This is a genomic window from Bacillus sp. EB106-08-02-XG196, assembly GCF_013396335.1.
Classification (GTDB): Bacteria; Bacillota; Bacilli; order Bacillales; family Cytobacillaceae; genus Neobacillus.
The window spans coordinates 29,580-45,288 of record NZ_JABWSY010000023.1 but is presented as its reverse complement, the minus strand read 5'-3'; the positions used below and the strand labels follow the sequence as shown (position 1 = coordinate 45,288).

The 15,709-nt window shown below is 40.5% G+C and carries 27 protein-coding genes; all 27 read left to right on the top strand.

Translation table 11 applies throughout. From position 1 onward, the window contains the following. The first annotated feature begins 116 nt into the window (after positions 1-116). The 27 genes from MLOOGBEN_RS26575 to secY all read left to right on the top strand — a co-directional run bounded on the left by MLOOGBEN_RS26575 (position 117) and on the right by secY (position 15,701). The gene (locus MLOOGBEN_RS26575; protein WP_179161265.1) at positions 117-365 is read left to right on the top strand and encodes a 50S ribosomal protein L7ae-like protein; all 249 of its coding nucleotides are present in this window, start codon (positions 117-119) and stop codon (positions 363-365) included. 103 nt (positions 366-468) lie between these two features. Then, a complete protein-coding gene (gene rpsL / locus MLOOGBEN_RS26570) occupies positions 469-891 on the top strand; it encodes a 30S ribosomal protein S12 (RefSeq protein WP_026574083.1) in 423 nt (140 codons plus the stop codon). A 42-nt stretch (positions 892-933) separates the two neighbouring features. Next, positions 934-1,404: a 30S ribosomal protein S7 gene (gene rpsG, locus MLOOGBEN_RS26565; protein ID WP_179161264.1), complete on the top strand. Its 471-nt coding sequence runs from the start codon at positions 934-936 to the stop codon at positions 1,402-1,404. Positions 1,405-1,451: 47 nt separating this feature from the next. Next, positions 1,452-3,533 carry an elongation factor G gene (gene fusA / locus MLOOGBEN_RS26560; protein WP_179161263.1) on the top strand — a complete coding sequence of 694 codons (2,082 nt, stop codon included), beginning with the start codon at positions 1,452-1,454 and terminating at the stop codon, positions 3,531-3,533. Between the two features lie 127 nt (positions 3,534-3,660). Continuing rightward, entirely contained in the window at positions 3,661-4,848 is a 1,188-nt protein-coding gene (gene tuf, locus MLOOGBEN_RS26555) for an elongation factor Tu (RefSeq protein ID WP_179161262.1), read from the top strand. Between the two features lie 391 nt (positions 4,849-5,239). After that, positions 5,240-5,548: a 30S ribosomal protein S10 gene (gene rpsJ, locus MLOOGBEN_RS26550; RefSeq protein ID WP_034676072.1), complete on the top strand. Its 309-nt coding sequence runs from the start codon at positions 5,240-5,242 to the stop codon at positions 5,546-5,548. 40 nt (positions 5,549-5,588) lie between these two features. Then, a complete protein-coding gene (gene rplC, locus MLOOGBEN_RS26545; protein ID WP_179161261.1) occupies positions 5,589-6,215 on the top strand; it encodes a 50S ribosomal protein L3 in 627 nt (208 codons plus the stop codon). Positions 6,216-6,244: 29 nt separating this feature from the next. Continuing rightward, on the top strand, positions 6,245-6,868 hold the full coding sequence (gene rplD / locus MLOOGBEN_RS26540; RefSeq protein WP_179161260.1) for a 50S ribosomal protein L4: 624 nt from the start codon (positions 6,245-6,247) through the stop codon (positions 6,866-6,868). Next, positions 6,865-7,152, top strand: coding sequence for a 50S ribosomal protein L23 (gene rplW, locus MLOOGBEN_RS26535; protein ID WP_174524435.1), 288 nt, complete (start codon positions 6,865-6,867; stop codon positions 7,150-7,152). The genes rplD and rplW overlap by 4 nt, the downstream gene beginning before the upstream one ends. Before the next feature lie 30 nt (positions 7,153-7,182). Continuing rightward, positions 7,183-8,013 carry a 50S ribosomal protein L2 gene (gene rplB / locus MLOOGBEN_RS26530; RefSeq protein ID WP_034676082.1) on the top strand — a complete coding sequence of 277 codons (831 nt, stop codon included), beginning with the start codon at positions 7,183-7,185 and terminating at the stop codon, positions 8,011-8,013. A gap of 60 nt (positions 8,014-8,073) precedes the next feature. Then, the gene (gene rpsS / locus MLOOGBEN_RS26525) at positions 8,074-8,352 is read left to right on the top strand and encodes a 30S ribosomal protein S19 (protein ID WP_095250620.1); all 279 of its coding nucleotides are present in this window, start codon (positions 8,074-8,076) and stop codon (positions 8,350-8,352) included. A gap of 17 nt (positions 8,353-8,369) precedes the next feature. Then, complete coding sequence (rplV, locus tag MLOOGBEN_RS26520) at positions 8,370-8,711, top strand: 50S ribosomal protein L22 (protein WP_179161259.1); 342 nt, start codon at positions 8,370-8,372, stop codon at positions 8,709-8,711. Positions 8,712-8,714: 3 nt separating this feature from the next. After that, positions 8,715-9,371: a 30S ribosomal protein S3 gene (gene rpsC / locus MLOOGBEN_RS26515; protein ID WP_179161258.1), complete on the top strand. Its 657-nt coding sequence runs from the start codon at positions 8,715-8,717 to the stop codon at positions 9,369-9,371. A 1-nt stretch (position 9,372) separates the two neighbouring features. After that, complete coding sequence (gene rplP / locus MLOOGBEN_RS26510) at positions 9,373-9,807, top strand: 50S ribosomal protein L16 (RefSeq protein ID WP_034676090.1); 435 nt, start codon at positions 9,373-9,375, stop codon at positions 9,805-9,807. Beyond that, positions 9,797-9,997 (top strand): 50S ribosomal protein L29, encoded by a 201-nt coding sequence (gene rpmC / locus MLOOGBEN_RS26505; protein WP_034676094.1) that lies wholly within the window; start codon positions 9,797-9,799, stop codon positions 9,995-9,997. Before rplP ends, rpmC begins: the two co-directional genes overlap by 11 nt. Before the next feature lie 24 nt (positions 9,998-10,021). Beyond that, positions 10,022-10,285, top strand: coding sequence for a 30S ribosomal protein S17 (gene rpsQ, locus MLOOGBEN_RS26500; protein WP_034676097.1), 264 nt, complete (start codon positions 10,022-10,024; stop codon positions 10,283-10,285). 41 nt (positions 10,286-10,326) lie between these two features. After that, complete coding sequence (rplN, locus tag MLOOGBEN_RS26495) at positions 10,327-10,695, top strand: 50S ribosomal protein L14 (RefSeq protein ID WP_034676100.1); 369 nt, start codon at positions 10,327-10,329, stop codon at positions 10,693-10,695. Between the two features lie 35 nt (positions 10,696-10,730). Continuing rightward, positions 10,731-11,039 (top strand): 50S ribosomal protein L24, encoded by a 309-nt coding sequence (rplX, locus tag MLOOGBEN_RS26490; protein ID WP_179161257.1) that lies wholly within the window; start codon positions 10,731-10,733, stop codon positions 11,037-11,039. A gap of 28 nt (positions 11,040-11,067) precedes the next feature. Continuing rightward, on the top strand, positions 11,068-11,607 hold the full coding sequence (gene rplE, locus MLOOGBEN_RS26485) for a 50S ribosomal protein L5 (protein ID WP_179161256.1): 540 nt from the start codon (positions 11,068-11,070) through the stop codon (positions 11,605-11,607). A 24-nt stretch (positions 11,608-11,631) separates the two neighbouring features. Beyond that, the gene (locus tag MLOOGBEN_RS26480; RefSeq protein WP_009791316.1) at positions 11,632-11,817 is read left to right on the top strand and encodes a type Z 30S ribosomal protein S14; all 186 of its coding nucleotides are present in this window, start codon (positions 11,632-11,634) and stop codon (positions 11,815-11,817) included. Positions 11,818-11,846: 29 nt separating this feature from the next. Then, the gene (gene rpsH, locus MLOOGBEN_RS26475; protein WP_179161255.1) at positions 11,847-12,245 is read left to right on the top strand and encodes a 30S ribosomal protein S8; all 399 of its coding nucleotides are present in this window, start codon (positions 11,847-11,849) and stop codon (positions 12,243-12,245) included. Positions 12,246-12,276: 31 nt separating this feature from the next. Beyond that, complete coding sequence (rplF, locus tag MLOOGBEN_RS26470; RefSeq protein ID WP_179161254.1) at positions 12,277-12,813, top strand: 50S ribosomal protein L6; 537 nt, start codon at positions 12,277-12,279, stop codon at positions 12,811-12,813. Between the two features lie 32 nt (positions 12,814-12,845). After that, positions 12,846-13,208: a 50S ribosomal protein L18 gene (rplR, locus tag MLOOGBEN_RS26465; RefSeq protein WP_095250615.1), complete on the top strand. Its 363-nt coding sequence runs from the start codon at positions 12,846-12,848 to the stop codon at positions 13,206-13,208. A gap of 25 nt (positions 13,209-13,233) precedes the next feature. Further along, positions 13,234-13,734 (top strand): 30S ribosomal protein S5, encoded by a 501-nt coding sequence (gene rpsE / locus MLOOGBEN_RS26460; protein WP_082799596.1) that lies wholly within the window; start codon positions 13,234-13,236, stop codon positions 13,732-13,734. 13 nt (positions 13,735-13,747) lie between these two features. After that, entirely contained in the window at positions 13,748-13,930 is a 183-nt protein-coding gene (rpmD, locus tag MLOOGBEN_RS26455; RefSeq protein ID WP_034676120.1) for a 50S ribosomal protein L30, read from the top strand. Positions 13,931-13,962: 32 nt separating this feature from the next. After that, positions 13,963-14,403, top strand: a complete 441-nt coding sequence (gene rplO, locus MLOOGBEN_RS26450; protein WP_179161253.1) for a 50S ribosomal protein L15 — start codon at positions 13,963-13,965, stop codon at positions 14,401-14,403. Further along, positions 14,403-15,701, top strand: coding sequence for a preprotein translocase subunit SecY (gene secY / locus MLOOGBEN_RS26445; RefSeq protein ID WP_179161252.1), 1,299 nt, complete (start codon positions 14,403-14,405; stop codon positions 15,699-15,701). Before rplO ends, secY begins: the two co-directional genes overlap by 1 nt. The last annotated feature ends 8 nt before the right edge of the window (positions 15,702-15,709 follow it).

The window sequence follows — 15,709 nt, the reverse complement described above, 5'->3', positions numbered from 1 at the left end:
ATATCCAGATGTCCATTCAGAAATAAAAATTCGCAACAATTGTTGACATCTATTTTAGAAGATGGTAATATATCAAAGGTGCTCCTATTCACCTGATACTTTGGAGGATATGTTAAATGTCTTATGAAAAAGTATACCAGGCAACAAAGATTGTTATAGGAACAAAACAAACAGTAAAAGCACTGAAGGATGGGTCCTCTTGTGAGCTGATCATTGCAAGTGACGCTGAAGCGAAAGTAACAGCTGCGGTAGTGAAACTAGCTCAGGAAGTGAACATCCCAATTATCTATGTTGACTCGATGGTAAAACTCGGGAAAGCATGTGGAATAGAAGTGGGTGCTTCCACTGTAGCGATTATCCGTTAAAAACTGTTTTTGTAGATAGATGATCTGCAAAAACTTTGTTTTTGCACAAAAATGAACCACCTGGATGTGTGGGCTTACAAATAATGAAGGGAGGAAAAGTAACATGCCAACTATTAACCAATTAGTGCGCAAACCTCGTCAAGCAATTACTGAAAAGTCGAAGTCTCCTGCGCTTAACAAAGGTTACAACAGCTTCAAAAAATCACAAACTAATGTATCTTCACCACAAAAACGAGGAGTATGTACTCGTGTTGGTACAATGACTCCAAAGAAACCGAACTCAGCGTTACGTAAATATGCTCGTGTACGTTTGACAAACGGTATTGAGGTGACAGCATACATTCCTGGTATTGGTCACAACCTTCAAGAGCACAGTGTTGTTCTTATTCGTGGAGGACGTGTAAAGGATTTACCAGGGGTACGTTATCACATCGTACGTGGTGCTCTTGATACGGCTGGTGTTAACAACCGTATGCAAGGACGTTCTAAATATGGTACTAAGAGACCAAAAGCAGCTAAGAAGTAATAACAGTATAAATAGAAAGCCTGTTTGAAAGGAGGAAATTAAATGCCACGTAAAGGTCCTGTAGCAAAAAGAGACGTGTTACCAGATCCACTTTACAATTCAAAATTAGTTACTCGTTTAATCAACAAAATGATGGTTGACGGTAAAAGAGGTAAATCACAAGAAATTCTTTACTCTGCATTCGAAACAATCCGTGAACGTTCTGGTAAAGAACCAATGGAAATTTTCGAAGCAGCTATGAAGAATATCATGCCAGTACTAGAGGTAAGAGCTCGCCGTGTAGGTGGAGCAAACTACCAAGTACCAGTTGAGGTGCGTCCTGACCGTCGTACAACTCTTGGTCTTCGCTGGTTAGTAAACTACGCGCGTCTTCGTGGAGAAAAGACCATGGAAGAGCGTTTAGCTAACGAAATCATGGATGCAGCAAACAACGCTGGAGCATCTGTTAAAAAGCGTGAAGATACACACAAAATGGCAGAAGCAAACAAAGCATTTGCTCACTATCGCTGGTAGAATTACCTTTATTATAAAAACTTTCACATTAGAAAGGAGAAAGACCCATGGCAAGAGAGTTCTCCTTAACAAACACTCGTAATATCGGTATCATGGCACACATCGATGCCGGTAAAACGACGACCACTGAGCGTGTCCTTTATTACACTGGTAAGATTCATAAAATCGGTGAAACACATGAAGGTGCTTCTCAGATGGACTGGATGGAGCAAGAACAAGAACGCGGAATCACTATTACTTCCGCAGCAACAACTGCATCATGGAAAGGCCACCGCGTAAACATCATCGACACTCCGGGACACGTAGACTTCACTGTTGAAGTTGAGCGTTCACTAAGAGTACTTGATGGTGCGGTAGCTGTACTTGATGCACAGTCTGGTGTTGAACCTCAAACTGAAACAGTTTGGCGTCAAGCAACAACTTACGGAGTACCTCGTGTAGTATTCGTAAACAAAATGGACAAAATCGGTGCAGACTTCTTGTATTCAGTAAGAACAATACATGACCGTTTGCAAGCGAACGCTCACCCAATTCAGTTACCGATCGGTGCTGAAGATGAGTTCTCAGCAATCATTGACCTTGTGGAAATGAACGCAGTATTCTACAGTAATGACTTAGGTACGGATATTGAAGTACGTGAGATTCCTGAAGAACACCGCGCACTTGCTGAAGAGTGGCGTGAAAAGCTTGTTGAAGCAGTAGCAGAACTAGATGAAGAGTTGACAGAAAAATACCTTGGCGGTGAAGAAATCACTAAAGAAGAGCTAAAAGCGGCTATTCGTAAAGGTACTGTTAATGTAGAATTCTACCCTGTTATTTGTGGATCAGCTTTCAAAAACAAAGGTGTTCAGTTAATGTTAGATGCTGTTATTGATTACCTTCCATCTCCATTAGATGTACCTGCAATCAAGGGCCATGCACCGGATGATGATGAAGAAATCCTTGAACGTCATTCAAGTGACGAAGAGCCGTTTTCAGCTCTTGCATTTAAAGTTATGACTGATCCTTATGTTGGTAAATTAACGTTCTTCCGTGTTTACTCTGGTACTTTAGAATCTGGATCTTATGTTCAGAACTCTACTAAAGGAAAGCGTGAACGTGTTGGACGTATCCTGCAAATGCATGCAAACAGCCGTCAAGAAATCTCAAAGGTTTTCGCTGGTGACATTGCTGCAGCTGTAGGTTTGAAAGATACAACTACTGGTGATACACTTTGTGATGATAAGAATCTAGTAATTCTTGAGTCAATGAACTTCCCTGAACCAGTAATTCAACTTTCAGTTGAACCAAAATCAAAAGCTGACCAAGATAAAATGACAACTGCACTGCAAAAGCTACAAGAAGAAGATCCAACCTTCCGTGCACATACTGATCAGGAAACTGGACAGGTTATCATTGCCGGTATGGGAGAACTTCATCTTGATATCTTAGTAGATCGTATGCGTCGTGAATTCAAGGTAGAAGCTAACGTAGGAGCTCCACAAGTTGCCTACCGTGAGACCTTCCGTGATTCAGCACAGGTAGAAGGTAAGTTTGCACGTCAATCAGGTGGTCGTGGACAATACGGACACGTTTGGATTGAATTCTCTCCAAACGATGAAGGTAAAGGGTTTGAATTTGTGAACGGTATCGTTGGTGGTGTTGTTCCTCGTGAATACATCCCTGCAGTTCAAGCTGGTCTTGAAGATTCCTTGAATCGCGGCGTTCTTGCTGGATATCCATTAGTTGATATTAAAGCTAGATTGTTTGATGGTTCTTACCATGATGTCGATTCTTCCGAGATGGCATTTAAGATTGCTGCATCTATGGCACTTAAAAACGCGGCTTCTAAGTGTAAACCTGTTATCCTAGAACCTATGATGAGGGTTGAAGTTGTAATCCCTGAAGAGTATCTTGGAGATATTATGGGTCAAATCACTGCGCGCCGTGGCCGTGTAGAAGGAATGGAAGCTCGTGGTAATGCACAAGTTGTGCGTGCACAGGTTCCACTATCAGAAATGTTTGGTTATGCAACTGCACTTCGTTCAAGTACACAAGGCCGTGGAGTATTCTCTATGCACTTTGATCACTATGAAGAAGTACCAAAGTCTGTTTCTGAGGAAATTATCAAAAAAAATAAAGGTGAATAATTGATTTTCACCTTTTAATAAAGTATAACTACTTATGTAAGAATGGAAACTGTAAAATCGGGACAACCCTGGGTTACAGTTTCCATAAATATACTTAACTTTTTTAAATTAAAGGAGGATTTTCCTAATGGGTAAAGCTAAATTCGACCGTTCAAAGCCACACGTAAATATTGGTACAATTGGTCACGTTGACCACGGTAAAACAACTTTAACTGCTGCAATCACTTCTGTTCTTGCTAAAACTGGTAAAGCAGAAGCACGTGCATATGATCAAATTGATGGTGCTCCAGAAGAAAAAGAGCGTGGAATCACTATCTCAACTGCACACGTTGAGTATGAAACTGATGCTCGTCACTATGCACACGTTGACTGCCCAGGACACGCTGACTATGTTAAAAACATGATCACTGGTGCTGCTCAAATGGACGGCGGTATCCTAGTTGTGTCTGCAACTGACGGTCCAATGCCACAAACTCGTGAGCACATTCTTCTTTCTCGTCAGGTAGGCGTACCTTACCTTGTTGTATTCATGAACAAGTGTGATATGGTTGATGACGAAGAACTTCTTGAATTAGTAGAAATGGAAATTCGTGATCTATTATCAGAATACGACTTCCCAGGTGATGACACTCCTGTTATCAAAGGTTCTGCTCTTAAAGCATTAGAAGGCGAAGCTGCATGGGAAGAAAAAATCTATGAATTAATGAGTGCTGTTGATGAGTGGATCCCAACACCAACTCGTGACACTGATAAGCCTTTCATGATGCCAGTTGAGGATGTATTCTCAATCACTGGTCGTGGAACAGTTGCTACTGGACGTGTAGAGCGTGGAGTAGTTAAAGTTGGTGACGTTGTTGAAATCGTAGGTTTCACTGAAGAGCCAAAATCTACAACTGTAACTGGTGTAGAAATGTTCCGTAAGCTTCTTGACTTTGCTGAAGCTGGAGACAACATCGGTGCACTTCTTCGTGGTGTAGCACGTGAAGAAATCGAGCGTGGACAAGTTTTGGCTAAGCCAAAATCAATCACTCCACACTCAAAGTTTAAAGCACAAGTTTACGTTTTATCAAAAGAAGAAGGTGGACGTCACACTCCATTCTTCACTAACTACCGTCCACAATTCTATTTCCGTACTTCTGATATTACTGGTATTTGTAATCTTCCAGAAGGCGTAGAAATGGTTATGCCTGGCGATCACATCGAAATGATCGTTGAACTTATTGCTCCAGTAGCAATCGAAGAAGGTACAAAGTTCTCTATCCGTGAAGGCGGACGTACTGTAGGTTCAGGTTCAATCACAACTATCACTGAATAATTAAAAAATCAGTTATATAAAGAAGCAGCTGGATGACGATCCAGTTGCTTTTTTTGTATGTAAAATCGAGTTTCTTCTATATAAATAGAACTCATTTAATTTTCAATCAATAAAGCGTTATTATAGGTTATTTTTGGAGAATGACATTTTCTATTGTAATTGTATAAACTGGTCGCTATAATAGTAAAAGTGTGCTAAACGTAACCGGAAATTAATTATAAAAAAAAGTTGCGTTTGCCTAATGTTTTATGTATAATAGACAATGTTGGTCTTTGACTGCGATGATGTGAAAGGTTGCTGACACACCCGGCCGCTTTGCCATGGCGAGTGTGTGGGAAATTTTCACTGAGAATGTCTATTTTAAAAATAGGCGAATAAAGGAGGGAAAATAATGGCAAAACAAAAGATTCGTATCCGTTTAAAAGCTTATGATCACAGAATTCTTGATCAGTCTGCAGAAAAAATCGTTGAAACAGCAAAGCGTTCAGGTGCAGCCGTTTCTGGTCCGATTCCACTACCGACTGAAAAATCAATCTACACGATCCTTCGTGCGGTGCATAAGTACAAAGATTCTCGTGAGCAGTTTGAAATGAGAACACATAAGCGTCTAATCGACATCGTTAACCCAACTCCACAAACAGTTGATGCGTTAATGCGTTTAGATTTACCATCTGGTGTTGATATCGAAATTAAACTTTAGTAAAAATAAATAAACAAATTCCATAGGAGGTGTGACTTAAATGACCAAAGGAATCTTAGGAAGAAAGATTGGTATGACTCAAGTATTTGCTGAAAATGGCAACTTAATTCCAGTTACTGTAGTAGAAGCTGCTCAAAACGTAGTACTTCAAAAGAAATCAGTTGAAAGCGACGGTTACGAAGCTGTTCAAGTTGGTTTTGAAGATAAGCGTGAAAAGTTAGCAAACAAACCAGAAAAAGGACATGTTGCTAAAGCAAACACTAATCCTAAGCGCTTCGTTCGCGAATTCCGCGGAGTGGACGTAACAGGATATGAAGTTGGTCAAGAAGTCAAAGTTGATATTTTCGCTGCAGGCGATGTAGTAGATGTAACAGGAATCTCAAAGGGTAAAGGTTTCCAAGGCGTAATCAAGCGTCACGGACAATCACGCGGCCCAATGGCTCACGGTTCACGTTATCACCGTCGTCCAGGTTCAATGGGACCTGTTGCTCCAAACCGCGTATTCAAAGGTAAATTATTACCAGGACGTATGGGTGGAGAACAAATTACTGTTCAAAATCTTGAAATTGTTAAGGTTGATGTTGAACGTAACTTACTATTAATTAAAGGTAACGTTCCAGGACCTAAAAAAGCTCTATTAAAGATCAAAAGTGCGGTAAAAGCGTAATATCTTCATAAGAAAGGAGGAGCAAAAGAATGCCTAAAGTTTCATTATTTAACCAAAACGGATCACAAGTTGGTGAAATCGAACTTAATGAATCAGTATTTGGTATCGAGCCTAACCAACACGTATTATTCGAAGCGATTGTTATGCAAAGAGCTTCTTTACGTCAAGGAACTCATAAAGTAAAAGTTCGTTCTGAAGTTCGCGGCGGTGGACGTAAACCATGGCGTCAAAAAGGAACTGGTCGTGCTCGTCAAGGGTCTATCCGTTCTCCACAATGGCGCGGAGGTGGTACTGTATTCGGTCCAACACCACGTAGCTACAGCTACAAATTACCTAAAAAGGTACGTCGTTTAGCAATTAAATCTGCACTTTCTTCTAAAGTGTTAGAAGAAAATGTATTAGTATTAGAAAGCCTTGCTTTCGATGCTCCAAAAACGAAAGATTTCAAAACAGTATTAGGTGGTCTTTCTGTTGAGAAGAAAGCACTTATCGTTACTGCTGACCTTGATGAAAATGTAGCACTTTCTGCTCGTAACATTCCTGGTGTAACAGTTGTAACTGCTGACGGAATCAATGTTCTTGATGTTGTAAATCATGATAAATTAATCATGACGAAAGCTGCAGTTGAAAAAGTAGAGGAGGTGCTTGCATAATGGATGCACGCGATATCATTAAGCGCCCCGTTATCACTGAACGTTCTACTGACCTAATGGCTGAAAAGAAATATACGTTTGAAGTTGATGTGAGAGCTAACAAAACTCAAGTTAAAGATGCGATTGTTGAAATCTTTGGCGTAGAAGTTGAAAAAGTTAACATCATGAACTATAAAGGTAAATTCAAGCGCATGGGTAAATTCGGTGGTTACACAAACAAACGTCGTAAAGCAATTGTAAAACTAACTGCTGATAGCAAAGAAATCGAATTCTTTGAAGCATAATAAAAACTAACAAGAAGAGGAGGGAATAAAATGGCGATTAAAAAGTACAAACCTACCTCTAATGGTCGTCGCGGTATGACAGTTTCTGATTTCGCTGAAATCACAACTAGCACACCAGAAAAATCTCTATTAGCTCCATTAAAGAGAAAAGGCGGCCGTAATAACCAAGGTAAGTTAACTGTTCGTCATCAAGGTGGCGGCCATAAGCGTTCATACCGTATCATTGACTTTAAACGTAACAAAGATGGCATTCCTGGACGCGTTGCCACTATCGAGTACGATCCAAACCGTTCCGCAAATATTGCATTAATCAATTATGTAGATGGTGAAAAGCGTTATATCCTAGCTCCTAAAAACCTAGTAGTAGGTATGGAAGTTATGTCTGGCCCTGAGGCAGATATTAAAGTAGGTAATGCATTACCATTAGCAAACATCCCTGTTGGTACAGTAGTACACAACATCGAATTAAAACCAGGCAAGGGTGGCCAATTAGTTCGTTCTGCTGGTACATCTGCACAGGTTTTAGGTAAAGAAGGAAAATACGTACTTGTACGTTTGAATTCTGGTGAAGTTCGAATGATTCTTGCTGAGTGCCGTGCTACAATCGGTCAAGTAGGTAACGAACAACACGAACTTATCAACATTGGTAAAGCAGGACGCTCACGCTGGTTAGGTAAACGCCCAACAGTACGTGGATCTGTAATGAACCCTAACGATCACCCACACGGTGGTGGTGAAGGACGTTCACCAATCGGACGTAAGTCACCAATGTCTCCATGGGGTAAACCAACTCTTGGATTCAAAACTCGTAAGAAAAAGAATAAATCCGACAAGTTCATTGTACGTCGTCGTAAAAAATAACGGGATTGAGCTACGGTTCAAAGAACGAGCCGTAGGACAATCACGAAGGGAGGTTCATCCATGGGTCGCAGCCTTAAAAAAGGACCATTTGTTGATGATCATTTAATGGTTAAGATCGAAAAGTTAAATGAAACTGAAAGTAAGCAAGTTGTAAAAACTTGGTCACGTCGTTCTACGATCTTCCCACAATTTATTGGCCACACAATCGCTGTTTATGATGGTCGCAAACATGTGCCTGTATATGTTACTGAAGACATGGTAGGACACAAGCTTGGAGAATTCGCTCCAACTCGTGCTTACAAAGGCCATGGTAATGATGATAAGAAAACCAGACGTTAAGAGAGGAGGGCATCCAAATGCAAGCTAAAGCTGTTGCAAGAACAGTTCGTATTGCTCCTCGTAAAGCACGTTTAGTCGTAGATCTAATTCGAGGAAAGCAAGTTGGTGAAGCGGTGTCGATTTTAAATCATACTCCAAAGTTTGCTTCTCCAATCGTTGAAAAAGTATTAAAATCTGCTGTGGCAAATGCCGAGCACAATTATGAAATGGACATTAATAGCTTGGTTGTAACTCAAGCTTTTGTAGATGAAGGACCAACGTTGAAACGTTTCCGTCCGCGCGCAATGGGCCGTGCTAGCCAAATCAACAAACGCACTAGCCACATCACAATCGTTCTATCAGAAAAGAAGGAGGGATAATCTGTGGGTCAAAAAGTAAATCCAGTCGGTTTGCGTATCGGTATCATCAAAGATTGGGAATCTAAATGGTACGCAGGTAAAGACTTCGCTGATCTTTTACACGAAGACCTTAAAATTCGTGAGTACATCACGAAGCGTTTGAAGGATGCTTCTGTATCTAAAGTTGAAATCGAACGTGCTGCTAACCGTGTAAACGTAACAGTTCATACTGCTAAGCCTGGAATGGTTATCGGTAAGGGCGGTACTGAAGTCGAAGCACTTCGTAAAGCTTTAAATCAATTAACTGGCAAACGTGTTCACATCAACATTCTTGAAATCAAAAGAGCTGACCTTGATGCGAAATTAGTTGCTGAAAATATTGCTCGTCAATTAGAAAATCGTGTATCTTTCCGTCGTGCACAAAAGCAAGTAATCCAACGTGCTATGCGTGCTGGTGCGAAAGGTATTAAAACAATGGTATCAGGTCGTCTTGGCGGTGCAGATATTGCTCGTTCAGAACACTATAGCGAAGGAACTGTTCCATTACACACTCTTCGTGCTGATATCGACTATGCTCACGCTGAAGCTGATACTACTTATGGTAAGCTTGGCGTAAAAGTATGGATCTATAAGGGAGAAGTCCTTCCTACTAAGAAGAAACCTGCGGAAGGAGGCAAATAATATGTTATTGCCAAAACGCGTTAAATATCGCCGTCAACACCGTGGAAAAATGCGTGGTAACGCAAAAGGTGGCACTGAAGTAACATTCGGTGAGTTCGGCTTACAAGCAACTGAAGCTTCATGGATCACAAACCGCCAAATCGAAGCTGCCCGTATTGCAATGACTCGTTACATGAAACGTGGCGGTAAAGTTTGGATTAAAATCTTCCCACATAAGCCTTATACTGCAAAACCTCTTGAGGTGCGGATGGGTTCTGGTAAAGGGGCGCCTGAAGGCTGGGTAGCTGTCGTTAAACCAGGTAAAGTAATGTTTGAAATCGCTGGTGTTTCTGAAGAAGTAGCACGTGAGGCACTACGTCTTGCTATGCACAAACTTCCAGTTAAATGTAAGTTTGTAAAACGTGAAGAAATTGGTGGTGAATCAAATGAGAGCTAATGAAATTAAAGACCTTACCACTGCCGAAATTGAACAAAAAGTTAAATCTTTAAAAGAAGAGCTTTTCAACCTTCGCTTCCAATTAGCGACAGGTCAACTTGAAAATACAGCTCGCATTCGTGAAGTACGCAAAGCGATTGCTCGTATGAAAACTGTGATTCGTGAGAGAGAAATCAGCGTTAACAAGTAAACACTCAGAGAGGAGGTTCACATAATGAGTGAACGTAACCAACGCAAAGTTTACACTGGACGCGTTGTTTCTGACAAAATGGATAAAACTATTACTGTTTTAGTCGAAACTTACAAAAAGCATCCTCTTTACGGTAAACGCGTTAAATACTCTAAAAAGTTTAAAGCTCATGATGAGCAAAATGAAGCAAAAATCGGCGATATCGTACGTATCATGGAAACTCGTCCGCTTTCAGCTACTAAGCGTTTCCGTTTAGTTGAAGTTACAGAAAAAGCAGTTATTATTTAATTGTTCGGATATAAGCATCATTCCGAAGGGAGGTTACACACATGATTCAACAAGAATCACGTTTAAAAGTTGCTGATAACTCAGGTGCTCGTGAGGTACTTACCATTAAAGTTCTTGGTGGTTCTGGCCGTAAAACTGCGGGTATCGGTGATGTTATCGTATGTACAGTGAAACAAGCAACACCTGGTGGCGTTGTTAAAAAGGGTGACGTTGTTAAGGCCGTAATCGTTCGTACAAAAAGCGGTGCTCGTCGACCTGATGGATCATACATTCGTTTCGATGAAAACGCATGTGTAATTATCAAGGATGATAAGAGCCCACGTGGAACTCGTATCTTCGGACCAGTTGCCCGCGAACTTCGCGATAACAACTTTATGAAAATCGTATCCTTGGCTCCAGAAGTACTATAATTTAAATTCAATTGCCTTTAAGGAGGTGCTTACGAATGCATGTTAAAAAAGGTGACAAAGTAAGAGTTATCTCCGGTAAGGATAAGGGCAAAACAGGAGTAATCCTAGCAGCCTATCCTAAAGATAGCCGTGTACTAGTAGAAGGTGTAAACATTGTTAAAAAACACTCTAAACCTTCTCAAGTGAATCCACAAGGCGGAATTATGAGCTTTGAGGCACCAATTCATGTATCAAACGTTATGCCTATCGATCCTAAGTCTGGTAACCCAACTCGTGTAGGTTACACAACGGTTGATGGCAAAAAGGTACGCGTAGCAAAATCCGGTGAAGTATTAGATAAATAGTTTAAAATTTAGAAGGGAGGTACAATAAGTGAACCGCCTAAAAGAAAAGTTTGTAAAAGATGTTACTCCTGCTCTTATGAGCAAGTTCAACTATAAATCAGTAATGCAAGTTCCTCAACTTGATAAGATTGTTATTAACATGGGTGTTGGTGATGCAGTAGCAAATGCTAAGGCTTTAGATAATGCTGTTGAAGAACTAGCAACTATTACAGGACAAAAGCCTGTAGTAACTCGTGCTAAGAAATCAATCGCTGGCTTCCGTCTTCGTGAAGGTATGCCAATCGGTGCAAAAGTTACACTTCGCGGTGAGCGCATGTATCAATTCTTGGATAAATTAGTTTCTGTTTCTTTACCTCGTGTTCGTGACTTCCGTGGTGTTTCTAAGAAATCATTCGATGGTCGCGGTAATTATACTTTGGGTGTTAAAGAACAATTAATCTTCCCTGAAATTGATTACGATAAGGTTAGCAAAGTTCGTGGTATGGATATTGTTATCGTAACGACTGCTAACACTGATGAAGAAGCACGTGAACTGTTAACACAATTTGGAATGCCATTCCAAAAGTAATCGCTAAATAAGGGAGGCGAAAACGTGGCTAAAAAGTCAATGATTGCGAAACAAAAACGCACGCCTAAATACCCGGTTCAAGAGTACACACGCTGTGAACGTTGCGGCCGTCCACACTCTGTATACCGTAAATTTAAGCTTTGCCGTATTTGTTTCCGTGAATTAGCATACAAAGGACAAATTCCTGGTGTCAAAAAAGCTAGCTGGTAAAACCCAAGTCTGGGAAGGAGGTAAAAATAATGGTCATGACAGATCCAATTGCTGATATGCTTACTCGCATTCGTAATGCGAACATGGTGCGTCACGAAAAGTTAGAAGTGCCTGCTTCTAATATTAAAAAAGAAATCGCTGAAATCTTAAAGCGCGAAGGTTTCGTTCGTGACGTCGAATTTATTGAAGACAATAAACAAGGTATCATCCGTATCTTCTTAAAGTACGGGTCAAATAACGAACGTGTTATTACTGGTCTTAAGCGCATAAGCAAGCCTGGACTTAGAGTTTATGCAAAATCTACTGAGGTACCACGTGTCCTTAATGGTCTTGGTATCGCACTAGTATCAACTTCAAATGGTGTTATAACTGATAAAGAGGCTCGTTCTAAACAAGTCGGCGGAGAAGTATTAGCTTACGTTTGGTAATAGAGTTTCTGAATGAATGGAGGTGCACTTAATGTCTCGCGTAGGAAAAAAACCTATTGAAATCCCTGCAGGAGTTACGGTTACTTTAAACAATAGTACCGTTACTGTTAAAGGACCAAAAGGCGAACTTACTCGCTCTTTTAATCCAGATATCGAAATTAAAATCGAAGAAAACCTAGTTACAATCGCTCGTCCATCTGATGTGAAAGAACACCGCGCATTGCACGGAACTACTCGTGCGTTAATCGCGAACATGGTCGAAGGTGTTTCCAAGGGCTTCGAAAGAAAATTAGAATTAATCGGGGTTGGTTACCGTGCCCAAAAGCAAGGTAACAAGCTTGTATTAAACGTTGGATATTCTCACCCAGTTGAGATTGAACCTGAAAGTGGTCTTGAAGTAGAAGTACCTGCTAATACAAAGATTACGATTAAAGGTACTGATAAAGAACGTGTTGGCGCATTAGCAGCCAATATTCGTCAAGTACGTCCTCCTGAGCCTTATAAAGGTAAAGGAATTCGTTACGAAGGTGAATTTGTTCGTCGTAAAGAAGGTAAAACAGGTAAGTAATGCCGCATAGGTAAACGAAAGGAGTGACGTAAATGATTACGAAGCTTGACAAAAATGCTAGTCGCAAGAAGAGACATGCTCGTGTTCGTGCGAAACTTAGCGGTACTGCAGCTCGTCCACGTTTAAATGTGTTTCGTTCTAACAAGCACCTATATGCTCAATTAATCGATGACATGAGTGGAGTTACATTAGCAAGTGCTTCTACTATGGAAAAGGATCTAAACCTTGAATCTACAAGCAATGTTGATGCAGCTAAGTTAGTCGGAGAATTAGTCGCTAAACGTGCGGTAGAAAAAGGTATCACTGCTGTTGTCTTTGACCGTGGAGGGTACCTTTACCATGGCCGTATCCAAGCGCTAGCTGATGCAGCCCGTGAAAACGGCTTACAATTTTAATAGACAAAGGAGGGACACATAAATGATACGTCGTATTGATCCAAACAAACTTGAACTAGAAGAACGCGTTGTAACGGTTAACCGTGTAGCGAAAGTTGTTAAGGGTGGTCGTCGTTTTCGCTTCACTGCTCTAGTGGTAGTTGGAGATAAAAACGGTCATGTTGGTTTCGGTACTGGTAAAGCTCAAGAAGTACCAGATGCGATTCGTAAAGCAATCGAAGATGCTAAGAAGAACTTAATCGAAGTGCCAATGGTTGGAACTACTGTTCCTCACCAAGTTATTGGACGTTTTGGTGCTGGTGAAATTCTTCTAAAGCCTGCTTCTGAAGGTACAGGAGTTATCGCTGGCGGACCAGTCCGTGCTGTTCTTGAATTAGGCGGGGTAGGAGATATCCTTTCTAAATCATTAGGAACTAACACTCCAATTAACATGGTACGTGCAACGATTGATGGTCTAAAACAATTAAAACGTGCTGAAGACGTAGCTAAGTTACGTGGTAAATCAGTAGAAGAACTGCTAGGATAAGGAGGGAAATCAAATGGCAAACAAACTATTAATTACCCTCAACCGCAGCGTAATTGGTCGTCCTGAAGACCAACGCGCAACAGTTACTGCTCTAGGTTTACGTAAATTAAATCAAACAGTTGAGCACCAAGATAATGCTGCAATTCGCGGTATGATTACAAAAGTTGCTCACCTTGTAACAGTAAAAGAACAATAATAGATTGTTTTCTTTCATAAGGAGGTGCCAATATGAAACTTCATGAACTAAAGCCTGCTGAGGGTTCCCGTAAAGAACGTAAACGTTTAGGACGCGGTATCGGTTCTGGTCAAGGTAAGACTGCTGGTAAAGGACATAAAGGTCAAAATGCTCGTTCCGGCGGCGGTGTCCGTCTTGGATTCGAGGGTGGTCAAACACCATTGTTCCGTCGTTTACCAAAACGTGGTTTTACTAATATCAACCGTAAAGAATTTGCAATTGTAAATCTTGATGTTCTTAATCAGTTTGAAGAGGGTACAGAAGTTACTCCAGAACTTCTAATTGAAACTGGTGTTGTTAAGAACGAAAAAGCAGGAATTAAGATTCTTGCAAAAGGGAACGTAGAGAAAAAACTTACTGTAAAAGCTCATAAATTCTCCTCTACCGCCAAAGAAGCAATTGAAGCTGTAGGTGGAACTACTGAGGTGATCTAATGTTCCAGACAATCTCCAATTTTATGCGCGTGGCTGAAATTAGAAGAAAAATTGTTTTTACTCTTTTAATGTTAATCGTATTTCGACTAGGCAGTTTTATTCCTGTTCCTAATGTAAATGCTGAAATTTTGGCAGCACAAGATAAATTAAGTGTATTCGGAATTTTAAATACCTTTGGCGGTGGAGCGTTGCAAAACTTCTCCATTCTTGCTATGGGTATTATGCCTTACATTACTGCTTCCATTATTATTCAGCTTTTACAGATGGATGTAGTTCCGAAATTTACGGAATGGTCAAAGCAGGGAGATGCTGGACGACGAAAGTTAGCTCAGTTTACACGATATTTCACAATTGTTCTTGGCTTTATTCAAGCTTTAGGTATGTCTTATGGCTTTAATAGTATGGCGAGCGGACAATTGATCAAAAACCCTGGAATTGGTACCTATTTATTAATCGCAGTTGTGTTAACTGCTGGTACTGCCTTTTTAATGTGGCTAGGTGAGCAAATTACTGAGAAGGGTGTTGGAAATGGTATTTCCATCATTATCTTCGCAGGTATCGTTGCAAGTATTCCTAATACCGTTAATCAGATCTATGTACAGCAGTTTGAAAATGCTGGTGAGCAATTATTCCTTCGTATTGTTACGGTGTTATTAATTGTTTTAGCAGTCATCGCAATTGTTGTTGGTACAGTATTCATCCAGCAAGCGATAAGAAAAATACCAATTCAATATGCAAAACAACGTTCTATCAACGGGCGTAACGCAGGTGCACAACAATCTACGCATATGCCGTTAAAAGTAAATGCAGCAGGTGTTATCCCTGTTATCTTTGCAGTATCCTTTATCGTAACACCAAGAACTATAGCATCATTCTTTCCAACGAATGATGTAACTCTCTGGGTTACAAGGGTATTTGATTATTCCCATCCTATTGGAATGACTTTATACGCTGCATTGATTATCGCTTTCACGTATTTTTATGCTTTTATTCAAGTTAATCCTGAACAAGCAGCTGAAAACTTGCAAAAGCAAAGCGGCTATATTCCAGGTATTAGACCGGGTAGAAGTACTCAAGAATACTTAACACGCGTATTATACCGTTTAACCTTTGTTGGCGCGCTCTTCCTAACGGTTATTTCAATACTGCCTATTGTCTTTATTGAAATTGGTAACTTGCCACAATCGGCTCAAATTGGTGGAACAAGTCTTTTAATCGTTGTCGGTGTTGCACTTGATACGATGAAACAGCTTGAAGCGCAGCTAGTTAAACGTCATTATAAAGGCTTTATTAAATAAAAGGTTTT

Coding starts and splice junctions, on each gene's coding strand:
- rplD (WP_179161260.1), top strand. CDS start 6,245: ATGCCTAAAGTTTCATTATTTAACCAAAACGGATCACAAGTTGGTGAA.
- rplO (WP_179161253.1), top strand. CDS start 13,963: ATGAAACTTCATGAACTAAAGCCTGCTGAGGGTTCCCGTAAAGAACGT.
- rplV (WP_179161259.1), top strand. CDS start 8,370: ATGCAAGCTAAAGCTGTTGCAAGAACAGTTCGTATTGCTCCTCGTAAA.
- rpmC (WP_034676094.1), top strand. CDS start 9,797: ATGAGAGCTAATGAAATTAAAGACCTTACCACTGCCGAAATTGAACAA.
- rpsS (WP_095250620.1), top strand. CDS start 8,074: ATGGGTCGCAGCCTTAAAAAAGGACCATTTGTTGATGATCATTTAATG.
- rpmD (WP_034676120.1), top strand. CDS start 13,748: ATGGCAAACAAACTATTAATTACCCTCAACCGCAGCGTAATTGGTCGT.
- rpsL (WP_026574083.1), top strand. CDS start 469: ATGCCAACTATTAACCAATTAGTGCGCAAACCTCGTCAAGCAATTACT.
- rplP (WP_034676090.1), top strand. CDS start 9,373: ATGTTATTGCCAAAACGCGTTAAATATCGCCGTCAACACCGTGGAAAA.
- rplF (WP_179161254.1), top strand. CDS start 12,277: ATGTCTCGCGTAGGAAAAAAACCTATTGAAATCCCTGCAGGAGTTACG.
- rplX (WP_179161257.1), top strand. CDS start 10,731: ATGCATGTTAAAAAAGGTGACAAAGTAAGAGTTATCTCCGGTAAGGAT.
- rpsQ (WP_034676097.1), top strand. CDS start 10,022: ATGAGTGAACGTAACCAACGCAAAGTTTACACTGGACGCGTTGTTTCT.
- tuf (WP_179161262.1), top strand. CDS start 3,661: ATGGGTAAAGCTAAATTCGACCGTTCAAAGCCACACGTAAATATTGGT.
- rpsG (WP_179161264.1), top strand. CDS start 934: ATGCCACGTAAAGGTCCTGTAGCAAAAAGAGACGTGTTACCAGATCCA.
- secY (WP_179161252.1), top strand. CDS start 14,403: ATGTTCCAGACAATCTCCAATTTTATGCGCGTGGCTGAAATTAGAAGA.
- rplN (WP_034676100.1), top strand. CDS start 10,327: ATGATTCAACAAGAATCACGTTTAAAAGTTGCTGATAACTCAGGTGCT.
- rplR (WP_095250615.1), top strand. CDS start 12,846: ATGATTACGAAGCTTGACAAAAATGCTAGTCGCAAGAAGAGACATGCT.
- rplB (WP_034676082.1), top strand. CDS start 7,183: ATGGCGATTAAAAAGTACAAACCTACCTCTAATGGTCGTCGCGGTATG.
- rplC (WP_179161261.1), top strand. CDS start 5,589: ATGACCAAAGGAATCTTAGGAAGAAAGATTGGTATGACTCAAGTATTT.
- fusA (WP_179161263.1), top strand. CDS start 1,452: ATGGCAAGAGAGTTCTCCTTAACAAACACTCGTAATATCGGTATCATG.
- rpsJ (WP_034676072.1), top strand. CDS start 5,240: ATGGCAAAACAAAAGATTCGTATCCGTTTAAAAGCTTATGATCACAGA.
- rpsH (WP_179161255.1), top strand. CDS start 11,847: ATGGTCATGACAGATCCAATTGCTGATATGCTTACTCGCATTCGTAAT.
- MLOOGBEN_RS26575 (WP_179161265.1), top strand. CDS start 117: ATGTCTTATGAAAAAGTATACCAGGCAACAAAGATTGTTATAGGAACA.